Origin of the sequence: Agromyces sp. CCNWLW213, from assembly GCF_037199545.1 — a bacterium.
Taxonomy (GTDB): Bacteria; Actinomycetota; Actinomycetes; order Actinomycetales; family Microbacteriaceae; genus Agromyces.
Genome location: NZ_JBBBDX010000006.1, coordinates 150,644 through 163,580 on the forward strand (window position 1 = coordinate 150,644; position 12,937 = coordinate 163,580).

The following is a 12,937-nucleotide window of genomic DNA, read 5'->3' on the forward strand; positions in this document are numbered from 1 at the left end:
GGGGGGGGCGGGGGGGGAGGGAGGGGGGGGGGGGGGGGGGGGTCTTTTTTCTGATCAGGGACGGGGGGTTCGTTTTCTTTCTCCCCCTTTCCCTCCCCCCGACTCCGCGCACACGGCGATGCCCGGCGGTTCCCCCTACGCGCCGGGCATCGTCGTGTCGATCACGGAGCGGACCGTCAGAACGGCAGTTCGACTCCGCAGGCCCCGAAGCTGCCCATGATGTCGGCGCCGTGCGCGGCGAAGATCTCGTCGATGCCCGATCCGTCGCCGGCCTTGTCGCCGTGCGGGTTGTTCGCCGCGATCGTGCCGCCCTGGCCGACCGCGCCCTTCACCATGATGGTGAACGAGCTCGGCGCGCCGGTCTGGGCGTACGCGTCGAGCACGCACTCGGCGTCCTCCGGCGCCAGGCCGCCCGTGAGCTCCTCGAAGTGCACCGTGAGCCAGGCCTGCGAGTTCGACGCACCCGCGTTGCCCTGCTCGGATCGGTTGGGGTTGAAGCACTCGTGGGCGTAGGCCGCGGCACCCGTGCCGAGCGCTGCTGCGGCGGCGAGTGCGATGCCGGCGCCGACGTTGGTCATCATCCTGGAGATCATTGCGTTCCTTCTCGATCTGTTCCACTGGGCCGGCGTATGCCGACCTCGTCAACCTTGGATCGAGCCGCTGATCAGGGCATCCGTGCTGACCCGGAGCCCTCGCGCGCCGTCTGGAGGAGTTCGTGGCAGCGCTCGAGCCGGGCCAGCCACCACGCCGTGCGGTCCTCGTCGGCGGCGTACCGATCGAGCAGCGCCGGGTCGGGGTCGACACGGCGCACGTCGATCGCGCCGTCGCGGGGGAGCAGCGGCGCGCGAGTGACATCCGCCGCAAGGAGCGACGCCGTCCCGAGCCCGCAGTCGTAGTCGAGGTCGTCGACGGATGCCGCCAGGTGGGCGCCCATCCCGAGCCCGACGCTCGTGTCGAGCGCGCTCGACACGACCACGGGCAGGCCCGCGCGGCAGACGACGTCCAGGGCGCGCCGGATGCCGCCGAGCGGCGCGGCCTTGATCACGAGGAGGTCGGCGGCGCCGGCCTCGGCGACGGCGAGCGGGTCGTCGGCACGGCGCACGCTCTCGTCGGCCGCGATCGGGATGCCCATGTACTTCGTGCGTCGGCGGATCTCGGCGAGCTCGTCGACCGTGGGGCACGGCTGCTCGACGTACTCGAGGTCGTACGGCGCGAGCGCATGGATCGCGTGCTCGGCCTCGTCGATGTTCCAGCCGCCGTTCGCGTCGACGCGGATGCGGCCCTCCGGGCCCATCGCGTCGCGCACGGCGCGCACGCGCGCGACATCCTGTGCCAGGGTCTGGTCGGATGCCGCGACCTTCACCTTCGCGGTGCGGCAACCCGGGAAGCGCTCGAGCACGGAGGGCACCGCGTCGGGGTCGACGGACGGCACGGTGGCGTTCACGAGGATGCGGTCGCGGAGCGCGGGCGGCGGCGCGTGCCATCCGAAGTCGATGGCGGCGGCGAGCCAGGTCGCGGCCTCGTCGTCGTCGTACTCGGCGAACGGCGCGAACTCGGTCCACCCCTCGGGGCCCTCGAACAGCACGGCCTCGCGCACGTCGATGCCGCGGAACCGGGTCACGAGCGGCAGCGCGACCACGCGCGCACCGGTGAGCAGGTCGGACAGGGGCGGCACGGCGACGTCGCTCATGTCCCGAGTCTAGGTTCGTCGCCGGCTCGCGCCGCGGCATCCGCCGGCCGTCGTCGCCGTCGTAGGCTGGACCGCATGGCAGACGAGCACGCGGTGATGGCCCGCCCGGCGGAGACGGCGGACGGGATCGACGCGCTCGGGGTGGAGGCGGTCGAGGTCCACGACTCCGCCGCGCGCAACGTGGTGATCGCGGTGGTCGGACTCGTGGTCGTCGTCGCCGCCCTCGTGCCGATCGTGTACGGCGCGATCTGGGTGGGATCGATCGCCTACGCGGCCGTGGTGTCGTTCCTCACGGGCGCGTGGGGCGCGGAGCCGGCGGGCACTCCCGTCTGATCGCCGCACGGGGCCTCACGGCCGCGGAAGTAGGCTGGGCGGCATGGCGGTCGAGGTGTCGGAACTGTTCGATGCGAGCGAGTGGGTGGATGCCGCGGCATCCGTCACCGGCTCAGGCGGTTTCACCGACCTCACCTACCATCACTCGGTCGACGGGCGCATCGCGCGCATCGCGTTCGACCGGCCCGAGGTCCGCAACGCGTTCCGGCCGCACTCGGTCGACGAGCTGTACCGGGCCCTCGAGGACGCCCGCACCGACCCCCGGATCGGCGTCGTGCTGCTCACGGGCAACGGACCCAGCCCGAAGGACGGCGGGTGGGCGTTCTGCTCGGGTGGCGACCAGCGGATCCGCGGCCGCGACGGGTACAAGTACGAGGAGCCGAGCGGGTCGACGAGCGGCGGAGCCGACGCGTCTCGAGGCCCCGCCGCCGCGAGCCTCGGCCGTCTGCACATCCTCGAGGTGCAGCGGCTCATCCGCTTCATGCCCAAGGTCGTCATCGCGGTCGTACCCGGGTGGGCGGCCGGCGGCGGCCACTCGCTGCACGTCGTCTGCGACCTGACGATCGCGAGCCGCGAGCACGGGCGGTTCAAGCAGACGGATGCCGACGTCGGCAGCTTCGACGCCGGATACGGCAGCGCGTACATGGCGCGGCAGGTCGGGCAGAAGTTCGCGCGCGAGGTGTTCTTCCTGGCCGAGGAGTACTCGGCCGAGCGCGCGTACGAGATGGGCGCGGTCAACCGCGTCGTGCCGCACGCCGACCTCGAGCGCGAGGCGATCGCGATGGCACGCACCATCCTCACCAAGTCGCCCACCGCGATCCGCATGCTGAAGTTCGCGTTCAACGCCGTCGACGACGGCCTCGTCGGCCAGCAGGTGTTCGCGGGCGAGGCGACGCGGCTCGCGTACGGCACCGACGAGGCCGTCGAGGGGCGCGACGCGTTCCTCGAGAAGCGCGACCCCGACTGGGGCCCGTTCCCGTGGCACTACTGAGCCGACGGATGCCGCGATGAAGCCGCTGCTCCGGGTGCCGGTGGCGGATGTCGCCGCGCTCCGCGCGAGGCTCGTCGACGCCCTCGACGGCGGGCCCGCCGTCTGGCCGGTCCCGGTGCCGGTGCCGGCGGCGGGTGCGGTCGGAGAGGTCGGTGAGATCGGTGAGGTCGACGACGGCGTCGCGGTCGTGGTGGAGACCTCCGGTTCGACGGCCGCGCCGAAGCGCGTGCTGCTCTCGGCGGGCGCGCTCCTGGCCAGCGCCGAGGCATCCGCCGTCGCCCTGGGCGGCCACGGGCGCTGGGTGCTGGCACTGCCGGCGCACTACATCGCCGGGGTGCAGGTGCTCGTGCGCGGGATCGTGGCGGGCACCCCGCCGGCCCCGATGCCGCCCGACCGGCCGTTCACGGCGGAGGGCTTCGCCGCCGCCACCACGCGCCTCATGCGCCTGCGCGACGCCCGGCCGCGCTACACGTCGCTCGTGCCCGTGCAGCTCGCGCGCGTCGTCGAGGCGGCCGAGGCCGAGCCGGCGGGCGACCTCGCGCGCAACCTCGCGCAGTTCGCGGCGATCCTCGTCGGCGGGCAGCACGTCGACCCCGCGCTCGTCGAACGCGCGGCCGCCCTCGGGGCCCGCGTCGTGCGCACCTACGGCTCGAGCGAGACGTCGGGCGGCTGCGTGTACGACGGGCGTCCGCTGCCGGGCGTGCTCGCGCGCACGGTCGAGGGCGAGCTCGAGCTCGGCGGCCCGACGCTCGCCGACGGCTACCTCGGCGATCCCGGCCGCACAGCGGCCGCGTTCACGACGGATGCCGCGGGCCTCCGCTGGTACCGCACGGGCGACCTCGGGTCGATCGACGCCGACGGCGTGCTGCGGGTGAGCGGGCGCGCCGACGACGTCATCACGTCGGGGGGCGTCAAGGTGGTGCTCGGCGAGGTCGAGCGGGCCGTGCACGGCGTTCCGGGCTTCGCCGACGTGGTCGCCGTGGGCGTCCCGGACCCGGTGTGGGGCGAGCGGGTCGCGATCGTCGCGGCGTCGAGGGCCGACGATCCCGACGCCGCCGACGGCGGTGAGGCGGGAGACGAGCTCGCGGCGCTCCGCACGGCGACGGATGCCGCCGGCCTCCCGCCCGCCGCGCGACCCGTCCGCGTGGTGCGCGCGCCCGCGGGCGACCTGCCGAGGCTCGCGTCGGGCAAGCCCGACCGGGTCGCGGCATCCGCTCTCGCGCGCGCGGCCGTCGACCGCTCGGCGGACGCGCCCCGCTGACCCGGATGCGCGCGGGTCGCCGGTGGCGCGCCGCCGGGCGCGCGGGTTCGCAGGACGTGGCGCGCCTCCGCGCTCGGGCAGGGCACGAGACCGCCCCGCTCCTGCGAACTCGCGCCCCCGCGCCCCCTCCCGCGCCGAATACGATGTCGGGGTGGCACGCCCGAAACCCCAGCGCATGAACCCGTCCGCGAAGATCGCGAAGTCGAATGCCCCGGCGAGGGCCCGGCCGGTCGGCCGGTCCGGCAACCCCGCGAAGGCGGCCGCCGCGCCCGTCGCGCGACGCGGCCCCATCACGTGGCGCGACTGGATCGCCGGCGCACGCCTTCGCACCCTGCCCCTCGCGATCGCCCCGGTCGCGCTCGGCACCGGCGCGGGCGTGCTCATGCTGTCGTTCGTCGACGAGCCGTGGCATCCGTGGCGCTTCGTGCTCGCGCTGATCGTCGCACTCGCGCTGCAGGTCGGCGTGAACTACGCCAACGACTACTCCGACGGCATCCGGGGCACCGATGCGCACCGCGTCGGACCCGTCCGACTGACCGGGTCCGGGATGGTGCCGCCGAAGCGCGTGCTCGCGGTCGCGCTCGCCTTCTTCGGGATCGCCGCGATCGCCGGGCTCGTGCTCGTCGTGATGACCCAGCAGTGGTGGCTGCTCGCGGTCGGTGCCGCGGCCATCGTCGCGGCGTGGTTCTACACCGGCGGCAGGCGCCCCTACGGCTACGCCGGCCTCGGCGAGTTGTTCGTGTTCGTGTTCTTCGGCCTCGTCGCCACGGCCGGGTCGGCGTTCGTGCAGGCGGTCGACGTGAACCTCGAGGCGTGGACCGGCGGGGCCGGCGTCGGGCTCATCGCGTGCGCCGTCCTCATGGCGAACAACCTCCGCGACCTCGACCAGGACCGCGCCGCGGGCAAGCGCACCCTCGCGGTGCTCGTCGGGCCGCTGGCGTCGCGCATCCTGTTCGCGGTGTTCCTGCTGGCGCCGTTCGGCCTGGTGGTGTTCTGGTCGTTCATCTACCCGACCGCGCTGCTGGTCCTGTTCGCGCTGCTCGCGGCGATCCCCGCCGCCGTCATCGTCGGCTGGGGACGCACCCCGCGCGAGTTCATCACGGCCCTGCAGCTCGCGAGCTTCACCGCGCTCGCGTACGGCGTCGGGCTGGGGCTCGTCTTCGCGCTGTAGCGGATGCCGCTACTCGGCCGGGCGGCGGTCCTGGGCGTTCGCCTCGGCCGGGCGGTCGACCGGCTCGACCGGGGCGCCGGATGTCTCGGTCCTCGGCGGCGCGGACGCGTCGACGGCGGCATCCTCGACCTCGTCGTCGTCGCGTGCGACGGGCGCCTCGCTGTGACGCGCCGCGTACAGGTCGCTCGCGAGCTGCTCGCGCTGGCGGCGGAGGAAGATGAGCGACGCGCTGAAGCCGAAGAGGGCCGCGACGAGCACGGCGATCCACGGGGTGACCCCGGCGATGAGCAGCACGGCGAGCGGCGCCGCGAAGAGCAGCACGCGCAGCAGCGTGTATCGGAGCCAGACGGGGAGCGCGTTCACCCGATCAGTGTAGAAGCCGGAATCTGGGTGACCGCTCCCAGCCGGATGTGATGCGGCACGCCTAGAATCGGGGCATGGTCCGCTTCTGGGTGATCGCGATCGTGGCCGTGGTGGTGTTCACGATCTACGCGGTGGTGGACTGCGCGCTCTTCGACCGCTCGCGCATCCGCGGGCTCCCACGGGCGTGGTGGATCGTCGTGATCCTCTTCGTCCCGATCATCGGCGGCGCGCTCTGGTTCGTGGTGGGCCGTGGCCGCGCCCTCAAGCTCGGTCGGAGCGGCGGCCGGCGCAGCAGCGCCCCCGACGACGACCCCGAGTTCCTGCGGCGGCTCCGCGAGGACGCCGCGCACGAGGAGCGCATCCGCAAGCTCGAGCAGGAACTCGCCGAGCTCGACTCCGACGCGCCCGACACGCGGGAGCACCCCGACGACGCGCTCGGCACCGACGGGCGCCGCCCCGACGGGAACGACAATCCGGGCGAACCGGGCGGCTCGGGCCGGCCGAATGCGTGACGCGCCCGCCGTCGCCTCCCCGGCGACGGCGTCGGCGCTCGCCCTGCTGTCCGAGTTCGTGCGCCTCGGCGTGACCGACGTCGTCGTCGCGCCCGGGTCGCGGTCGCAGGCGCTCGCGCTCGCCGCCGCCGAGCTCGAGCGCGTCGGCGCGGTCAGGCTGCACGTGCGCATCGACGAGCGCAGCGCGGGGTTCCTCGCGCTCGGGCTGGCCGTCGAGACCGGTCGTCCCGCGGTGGTCGTCACGACGTCCGGCACCGCCGTCGCGAACCTGCACCCCGCCGTCCTCGAGGCGCACCACGCCGGCGTGCCGCTGATCCTCGCCACCGCCGACCGCCCGGCTGACCTGCGCGGCATCCGCTCGAACCAGACGACGGTGCAGCCCGGGATGTTCGCGGGCGCGGTGCGTCTCGAGCGCGACGTCGAGCCGCCCGACGGCCGACCGGGCGAGGCGGACGCCGCGGCCGACCTGGCACGAGCGGCCCACCGCGCGGCGCTCGGCGTCGACGCCGACGGGGTGCTCGTGCCGCGCCCGGGACCGGGTCCGGTGCACCTGAACCTCCAGCTGCGCGAGCCGCTCTCGACGGCGATCGAGCTCGCCGAGGGCGACGTGCCCAGGGCGGATGCCGCGGCATCCGTCGCCCGTCCCGTCGCCGCCGCGCGCCCGGGCGCGCGGGTCGCCCGCCTCGCGCACGGCCCCCGCACCGTGGTGATCGCGGGCGCCGGTGCCGGACCCGAGGCGGAGGAGCTCGCCCGAGCCGGCGGTTGGCCGCTCATCGCCGAGGTCACGAGCGGAGCCCGCTTCGGCCCGAACCTCGTCGTCGCCTACCGCGAGCTGCTGCGCGAGCCGGGCTTCGGCGACCGCGTCGAGCGGGCGATCGTGTTCGGGCATCCGACGCTCTCTCGCGAGGTGCCGGCGCTCGTGCAGCGCCGCGACGTCGAGGCGATCGCGGTCGCACCGTCGGGCATCGAGTGGTTCGACCCCGGCCATGCGGTCGACCGCTTCGAGCGGGCCGTCGCGGTCGAGCCGCACGAGCCGGCCGCCGAGGATCGCGCGTGGACCGGCCGATGGGTGCACGCGAGCCGGCTGCTGCTCGACGGGGCCCCCGACGGCGCCTCCGACGGGGCCACCGGCGGTGGGGCGGACGACCGCGCGGCCGCCGTCCTCAGCGGCGTCGACGAGTCCGGGCACGTCACCGACTTCGCCGCCCAGCGGCGGTACCTGCGCGACCAGCTCGCGCGCATCCGGCAGCCGATCGACCGGCGGATGCTCGTGGAGTCGCTGTGGGCCGCGACCTGGCCGCACGACCGGCTGGTGTTCGGCGCCTCGCGCCTGATCCGCGACGCCGACCGGGTCGTTCCCGGACGTCGCATCCGCGCGCATGCCAACCGCGGGCTCGCGGGGATCGACGGCACGGTCGCGACGACGATCGGGATGGCGATCGCGAGCCAGTCCGGCGAGCACGCGCACGGCACCACGCGCGCGCTCATCGGCGACCTGACGCTCCTCCACGACGTCGGCTCGCTGCTGATCGGCGACGGCGAGCACCGCCCGCGCGTGCTTGTGGTCGTCGGCAACGACGGCGGCGGCACGATCTTCGACGCGCTCGAGGTCGCGGCATCCGCCCCGCCCGAGGCGTTCGATCGGGTGCAGTACACGCCGCAGCGGGTCGACCTGGCGCGGCTCGCCGCCGCGTACGGCTGGCAGTACCGCACGGCCGCGACGCGCGGCGAACTCGACGAGGCGCTCGGCACCGCCGTGACGGGACCGACGCTGCTCGAGGTCCCGCTCGCGCGCTGACCCCTTGCCGTGGCATCCGTCGCGCCCCGATGATGGGGGAGCGGCGCCGCTGCCGTGACGAGAGGGGATCGGCGTGGGGCTGGAGACGTACTGGAACGAGGACCCGTCGGACCTGCTGCGGGTGCGGCAGGACTTCCTGCTGAGCGAGGTCGACACCGCCGGCTCGCCCGGCTTCGATGGTGACAAGGCCGCCGCCGAGGGGTCGCTCGCCGAGGGCGCCGTGATCCTCGCCGAGCTGCAGGAGAAGCTGTTCGCGGGCTCCCAGATGGGCGGCGACCCGCGGCGCGTGCTGCTCGTGCTGCAGGCCATGGACACCGCCGGCAAGGGCGGGATCGTGAAGCACGTCATGAGCGCGGTCGACCCGCAGGGCGTGCAGTTCGCCGCGTTCAAGAAGCCCACCGACGAGGAGCTCGCGCACGACTTCCTGTGGCGCATCGAGAAGGAGCTGCCCGAGGCCGGGATGATCGGCGTGTTCGACCGGTCGCACTACGAGGACGTGCTCATCGGCCGCGTGCGCGAGCTCGCCCCGCCCGAGGAGATCGAGCGCCGCTACGACGCCATCAACGAGTTCGAGGCGAAGCTCGCGGCATCCGGCACGACCATCATCAAGGTCATGCTCCACATCTCGATGGAGGAGCAGAAGGAACGGCTCGTGAAGCGGCTCGAACGCCGCGACAAGCACTGGAAGTTCAACCCCGGCGACATCGACGAGCGCATGCTCGCGCCGATGTACCACGAGTCCTACCAGATCGTCTTCGAGCGCACGACGACGCCCCACGCGCCCTGGTACGTCGTGCCGGCCGACCGCAAGTGGTACGCGCGGCTGGCGGTGCAGCACCTGCTGATCGACGCGCTCGAGGCCATGAACCTCGACTGGCCGCTCGCCGACTTCGACGTCGAGGAGCAGAAGGCGCGGCTGACCGCGAGCTAGGGGACCGGCGGCGAGGGCGGCGGCGCGCCGAACGCCTCGACGATGGGGCGGAACTTCATGTCGGTCTCGGCCAGCTCGTCGGCCGGCACGGAGTCGTGCACGATGCCGCATCCGGCATACGCGCGCACCGTGCCGTCCGGCGACACCTGCGCGCACCGCAGCGCGATCGCCCACTCCCCGTCGCCGCCGGCGTCGATCCAGCCCACCGGACCGGCGTAGCGGCCCCGGTCGAAGCCCTCGAGCTCGGCGATCGCCGCGAGCGCGACCGTGCGCGGCGTGCCCGCGACGGCGGCGGTCGGGTGGACCGCGCGCACGAGGTCGAGCGAGCTCGACCCGTCGCCGAGCGTGCCCTTCAGGTCGGTGGCGAGGTGCCAGAGGTTCGGCAGCTGCAGCGTGAACGGCTCGGGGCTCGCGTCGAGCCGTGCGGTGTGCGGGGCGAGCGTGGCGACGGCGCTGTCGACGGCGAGGGCGTGCTCGGCGAGGTCCTTGGGCGAGGCGGCGAGCCGTGCGGCCTGGTCGCGGTCCGATGCCGCGTCGCCGCCTCGTGACGCCGTGCCCGCGAGCACCCGCGCCGAGACCGTGCCGTGGTCGACGCGCACGAGCGTCTCCGGGCTCGCGCCGATGAGTCCGTCGACCGCGAACACCCACGTGTCGGGGTAGTCGTCGGCGAGCTTGGCGAGCGCGGCGCGGAGGCCCGCATCCTCGTGCAGCTCGCCGACCAGCTCGCGCGCGAGGACCACCTTCTCGAACCGACCGCCGTCGATGAGAAGCACGGCCTCGCCCACGGCCGCGGTATATGCCTCGGGCGGCATCGAACCGGGGGAGAACCGAACGCGGGGGACGTCGCGCTTCGGCGCGGGCTCCGGCAGCTCGACGGGTGCGGCCGGGGCGTCGGATGCCGCGTCGAGCCGCTCGATCCGGGTCACCCACGCTCGCCCGTCGCGCCGGCCGAGCACGATCTCGGGCACGACCAGCACGCTGGTCGCAGCGGACTCGTCGGCGAACGCGATGGCGCCGAACGCGACCAGTCCCGAGCCGGGCAGGCCCACCCGGTCGTCGAGGTCGGCGTGCGCGACCAGACGCCGCCACTCGCGCGCGGCATCGGCGATGCGATCCGGGCCGCGGGTCTCGATGCGCAGCAGCTCGCCGAGCCCGATGATGCCCTCGCCTCGGCGCATCCAGAGCAGCGGACGCCGCGGATCGAGCCGGGGCACGAGCGGGGCCGTCTCGTCGACGGCGACGGTGCGGACGCGCAGCCGCGTGGGGGCGGTCGGGTCGGCGTCGGCCGGCGCCGCGGCATCCGTTCGCGTCACCGGACCAGCCTACGCCGCGGGCGCGCAGGCCCTACGCGGGGACGACGTCGACGCCGCGCCAGAAGGCGACGCGGTCGCGGATCTCGGCCGCGGCCGCGGAGGGCTCGGGGTAGTACCAGGCGGCGTTCGGGTTGCGCTGCCCGTCGACCTCGACGTGGAAGTACTTCGCGGTGCCCTTCCAGTGGCAGACGCTGCGGTTGTCGCTGTCGGCGAAGAACTCGGGGCGGATCGCCTCGCGCGGGAAGTAGTGGTTCCCCTCGACGACGACCGTGTCGTCGGACTCGGCGATGACCGTGCCGTTCCAGATGGCCTTCATGACGCTCCTTCGTTCGCGCGGCGGCAGGGTGCGCCGCATCCGTCACCTGAAGCCAACGCGATCCGACGCCGGATCCATCCCGTTGCATGGAAGCTCACAGGGTTCTCCAGCGAGTTCGCAGGATCAGGGGCGGATGCCGCGTCGGGGCGGGGTGCCGTCCGCGTGGTCCTGCGACGTCGGCGCGGTGCGGGCCCGGGGCGGATGCCGCGAACGCGCGCCCGCCCCGCGGCATCCGTTCACCGCCGCCGCCCAGCGCCGAAACGTAGACTCGCAGCATGGCGCGAGCTGACCTCGGCAAGGACCCCCGTGACGTCTCGGCGATGTTCGACCGGGTCGCGGCGCGGTACGACCGCACGAACACCGTCCTGTCGGTGGGCAACGCGACGCTGTGGCGCGTCGCGACGACGAAGGCGGTCGCGCCGAGGCCCGGCGAGCGCATCCTCGACGTCGCCGCGGGCACGGGCACCTCGAGCGCGAGCCTCGCCAAGTCGGGCGCGAGCGTGGTCGCCGCGGACTTCTCGCCGGGCATGATCGAGGTCGGTCGCCGGCGGCAGGCGCACGTGCCGAACCTCGTGTTCGTCGAGGCCGACGCCATGGCCCTGCCGTTCGACGACGACGAGTTCGACGCCGTCACGATCTCGTTCGGCCTGCGCAACGTCAGGGAGCCGAAGGTCGCGCTCGCCGAGTTCCTGCGGGTGGCCAAGCCCGGCGGACGCCTCGTGGTGTGCGAGTTCTCGCACCCGCCCGCCGGCATCGTGCGGGCCGGGTACGACTTCTACCAGCGCGTGGTCATGCCGCCGCTCGTGAAGCTCTCGAGCTCGAACGACGACGCCTACGACTACCTGAACGAGTCGATCAACGCCTGGCCCGACCAGACGACCCTCGCCGGGTGGATCCGCGAGGCGGGTTGGGCGGATGTCGCATGGCGCAACCTGACCGCGGGGATCGTCGCGCTGCACCGCGCGACGAAGCTGCAGTCCTCGGTGGCCGGGTAGCACGCGGAGCGCCCGTACCGAGACCGTCCGCACGGTCGGGTCTCGATGCGCACCTCCCTTGCTCCTCGACCACCGCCATGAGCATTCGACGGGCTCGCAGCATCCGCTCGGCTCGCTCTCGGTAGGCTGGGCGACGTGAATCCGAGCCATCCGGTCGTCCGTCGCGGGTCGAAGCTCGCGGCCAACCTCGGCCTCAGCGAACGCGTGTTCGCGAGCTCGGCCGACCGGGCGATGGCGGCGGCCATCGACGACGGGCTCGATCGCGTCGAGGCGGGCCTCGTCGACGAGGTGCGCTTCGCCGACTCGCTGGCCGACGTGTCGGGCCGGTACCTGCTCGAGGCCGGCGGCAAGCGCGTGCGGCCCATGCTCACGCTGCTCACGTCGCAGCTCGGCAAGGGCGTCGTCGACGACGTGGTGACCGCGGCGATGGCGATCGAGATCACGCACCTCGGCTCGCTCTACCACGACGACGTCATGGACGAGTCCGACCGCCGCCGCGGCGTGCCCACGGCGCAGAACGTCTGGGGCAACTCGGTCGCGATCCTCACGGGCGACCTGCTCTTCGCGCGGGCGAGCCAGCTCATGGCGAAGCTCGGCGAGCGCGCCATCCGCATGCAGGCCGACACCTTCGAGCGGCTCGTGCTCGGCCAGCTCAACGAGACCGTCGGGCCCGACGCCGACGAGGACCCGATCGAGCACTACATCCAAGTGCTCGCAGACAAGACCGGCTCGCTCATCGCGGCCGCGGCGCAGTCGGGCATCGTGTTCTCCGACGCGGATCCCGCGCTCGAGGCGCCCATCATCGAGTTCGGCGAGAAGATCGGCGTCGCCTTCCAGCTCATCGACGACGTCATCGACCTGTCGCCGCAGCCGGAGGAGACGGGCAAGGTCCCGGGCACCGACCTTCGCGCGGGCGTCGTGACGCTGCCGCTGCTGCGCCTCGAAGACCTCGCGAAGACGGATGCCGCATCAGCCGAGCTGCTCGACCGGATCCGCCGCGACGTGCTCCCGCCCGACGGCACCGACCCGGGCGACCGCATGGACACCAACACCGGCGCCTCGCGCATCGTGCCGTCTCGGGCGACGATCGACGCCCTCGTCGACGAGCTGCGGGAGCACGAGGCGACCCGCGCGACGCTCGCCGAGGCGCACCGCTGGGCGCGGGACGCCGTCGCGGCGCTCGCGCCCGTTCCCGAGGGCAGCGTGAAGAAGGCCCTCACGCGCTTCGCCGACACGATCGTCGAGCGCACGAGTTGACGACAG

At 73.9% G+C, this 12,937-nt stretch carries 14 protein-coding genes; 9 read left to right on the top strand and 5 right to left on the bottom strand.

The genetic code is table 11. The features are described from left to right. Positions 1 to 176: 176 nt before the first annotated feature. Both WBQ80_RS12855 and WBQ80_RS12860 read right to left on the bottom strand, forming a co-directional pair. Positions 177 to 581 carry a hypothetical protein gene (locus WBQ80_RS12855; RefSeq protein WP_336572340.1) on the bottom strand — a complete coding sequence of 135 codons (405 nt, stop codon included), beginning with the start codon at positions 579 to 581 and terminating at the stop codon, positions 177 to 179. Positions 582 to 664: 83 nt separating this feature from the next. Beyond that, positions 665 to 1,690 carry an o-succinylbenzoate synthase gene (locus tag WBQ80_RS12860; protein WP_336572339.1) on the bottom strand — a complete coding sequence of 342 codons (1,026 nt, stop codon included), beginning with the start codon at positions 1,688 to 1,690 and terminating at the stop codon, positions 665 to 667. 75 nt (positions 1,691 to 1,765) lie between these two features. On the opposite strand from WBQ80_RS12860, the gene WBQ80_RS12865 reads away from it, so the two are divergent. The 4 genes from WBQ80_RS12865 to WBQ80_RS12880 all read left to right on the top strand — a co-directional run bounded on the left by WBQ80_RS12865 (position 1,766) and on the right by WBQ80_RS12880 (position 5,446). Then, a complete protein-coding gene (locus WBQ80_RS12865; protein ID WP_336572338.1) occupies positions 1,766 to 2,023 on the top strand; it encodes a hypothetical protein in 258 nt (85 codons plus the stop codon). A gap of 43 nt (positions 2,024 to 2,066) precedes the next feature. Further along, positions 2,067 to 3,014 carry a 1,4-dihydroxy-2-naphthoyl-CoA synthase gene (locus tag WBQ80_RS12870; protein ID WP_336572337.1) on the top strand — a complete coding sequence of 316 codons (948 nt, stop codon included), beginning with the start codon at positions 2,067 to 2,069 and terminating at the stop codon, positions 3,012 to 3,014. Positions 3,015 to 3,030: 16 nt separating this feature from the next. Continuing rightward, positions 3,031 to 4,275 (top strand): AMP-binding protein, encoded by a 1,245-nt coding sequence (locus WBQ80_RS12875; RefSeq protein WP_336572336.1) that lies wholly within the window; start codon positions 3,031 to 3,033, stop codon positions 4,273 to 4,275. Between the two features lie 175 nt (positions 4,276 to 4,450). Next, complete coding sequence (locus WBQ80_RS12880; protein WP_442892706.1) at positions 4,451 to 5,446, top strand: 1,4-dihydroxy-2-naphthoate polyprenyltransferase; 996 nt, start codon at positions 4,451 to 4,453, stop codon at positions 5,444 to 5,446. A gap of 9 nt (positions 5,447 to 5,455) precedes the next feature. Here WBQ80_RS12880 and WBQ80_RS12885 read toward each other — a convergent pair whose 3' ends face one another. Further along, positions 5,456 to 5,809 (bottom strand): DUF4229 domain-containing protein, encoded by a 354-nt coding sequence (locus WBQ80_RS12885; protein ID WP_336572334.1) that lies wholly within the window; start codon positions 5,807 to 5,809, stop codon positions 5,456 to 5,458. 74 nt (positions 5,810 to 5,883) lie between these two features. On the opposite strand from WBQ80_RS12885, the gene WBQ80_RS12890 reads away from it, so the two are divergent. The 3 genes from WBQ80_RS12890 to WBQ80_RS12900 all read left to right on the top strand — a co-directional run bounded on the left by WBQ80_RS12890 (position 5,884) and on the right by WBQ80_RS12900 (position 9,050). After that, positions 5,884 to 6,321, top strand: coding sequence for a PLD nuclease N-terminal domain-containing protein (locus tag WBQ80_RS12890; protein WP_336572333.1), 438 nt, complete (start codon positions 5,884 to 5,886; stop codon positions 6,319 to 6,321). Continuing rightward, positions 6,314 to 8,119 carry a 2-succinyl-5-enolpyruvyl-6-hydroxy-3-cyclohexene-1-carboxylic-acid synthase gene (gene menD, locus WBQ80_RS12895; protein ID WP_336572332.1) on the top strand — a complete coding sequence of 602 codons (1,806 nt, stop codon included), beginning with the start codon at positions 6,314 to 6,316 and terminating at the stop codon, positions 8,117 to 8,119. Before WBQ80_RS12890 ends, menD begins: the two co-directional genes overlap by 8 nt. 73 nt (positions 8,120 to 8,192) lie before the next feature. Then, the gene (locus tag WBQ80_RS12900) at positions 8,193 to 9,050 is read left to right on the top strand and encodes a PPK2 family polyphosphate kinase (RefSeq protein WP_336572331.1); all 858 of its coding nucleotides are present in this window, start codon (positions 8,193 to 8,195) and stop codon (positions 9,048 to 9,050) included. Here the strand turns inward: WBQ80_RS12900 and WBQ80_RS12905 are convergent. Beyond that, a complete protein-coding gene (locus WBQ80_RS12905) occupies positions 9,047 to 10,363 on the bottom strand; it encodes an isochorismate synthase (RefSeq protein ID WP_336572330.1) in 1,317 nt (438 codons plus the stop codon). The genes WBQ80_RS12900 and WBQ80_RS12905 overlap by 4 nt on opposite strands. 31 nt (positions 10,364 to 10,394) lie before the next feature. After that, positions 10,395 to 10,679: a DUF427 domain-containing protein gene (locus WBQ80_RS12910; protein ID WP_336572329.1), complete on the bottom strand. Its 285-nt coding sequence runs from the start codon at positions 10,677 to 10,679 to the stop codon at positions 10,395 to 10,397. Between the two features lie 275 nt (positions 10,680 to 10,954). Between WBQ80_RS12910 and WBQ80_RS12915 the strand changes: the two genes are divergently transcribed. Both WBQ80_RS12915 and WBQ80_RS12920 read left to right on the top strand, forming a co-directional pair. Further along, positions 10,955 to 11,674, top strand: a complete 720-nt coding sequence (locus tag WBQ80_RS12915) for a demethylmenaquinone methyltransferase (protein WP_336572328.1) — start codon at positions 10,955 to 10,957, stop codon at positions 11,672 to 11,674. 135 nt (positions 11,675 to 11,809) lie between these two features. Next, a complete protein-coding gene (locus tag WBQ80_RS12920; RefSeq protein ID WP_336572327.1) occupies positions 11,810 to 12,931 on the top strand; it encodes a polyprenyl synthetase family protein in 1,122 nt (373 codons plus the stop codon). The last annotated feature ends 6 nt before the right edge of the window (positions 12,932 to 12,937 follow it).

Excerpts from the sequence above, each read along its gene's own strand:
- WBQ80_RS12855 (WP_336572340.1), bottom strand. The coding sequence starts at position 581 with ATGATGACCAACGTCGGCGCCGGCATCGCACTCGCCGCCGCAGCAGCG.
- WBQ80_RS12860 (WP_336572339.1), bottom strand. The coding sequence starts at position 1,690 with ATGAGCGACGTCGCCGTGCCGCCCCTGTCCGACCTGCTCACCGGTGCG.
- WBQ80_RS12865 (WP_336572338.1), top strand. The coding sequence starts at position 1,766 with ATGGCAGACGAGCACGCGGTGATGGCCCGCCCGGCGGAGACGGCGGAC.
- WBQ80_RS12870 (WP_336572337.1), top strand. The coding sequence starts at position 2,067 with ATGGCGGTCGAGGTGTCGGAACTGTTCGATGCGAGCGAGTGGGTGGAT.
- WBQ80_RS12875 (WP_336572336.1), top strand. The coding sequence starts at position 3,031 with ATGAAGCCGCTGCTCCGGGTGCCGGTGGCGGATGTCGCCGCGCTCCGC.
- WBQ80_RS12880 (WP_442892706.1), top strand. The coding sequence starts at position 4,451 with ATGAACCCGTCCGCGAAGATCGCGAAGTCGAATGCCCCGGCGAGGGCC.
- WBQ80_RS12890 (WP_336572333.1), top strand. The coding sequence starts at position 5,884 with ATGGTCCGCTTCTGGGTGATCGCGATCGTGGCCGTGGTGGTGTTCACG.
- menD (WP_336572332.1), top strand. The coding sequence starts at position 6,314 with ATGCGTGACGCGCCCGCCGTCGCCTCCCCGGCGACGGCGTCGGCGCTC.
- WBQ80_RS12910 (WP_336572329.1), bottom strand. The coding sequence starts at position 10,679 with ATGAAGGCCATCTGGAACGGCACGGTCATCGCCGAGTCCGACGACACG.
- WBQ80_RS12915 (WP_336572328.1), top strand. The coding sequence starts at position 10,955 with ATGGCGCGAGCTGACCTCGGCAAGGACCCCCGTGACGTCTCGGCGATG.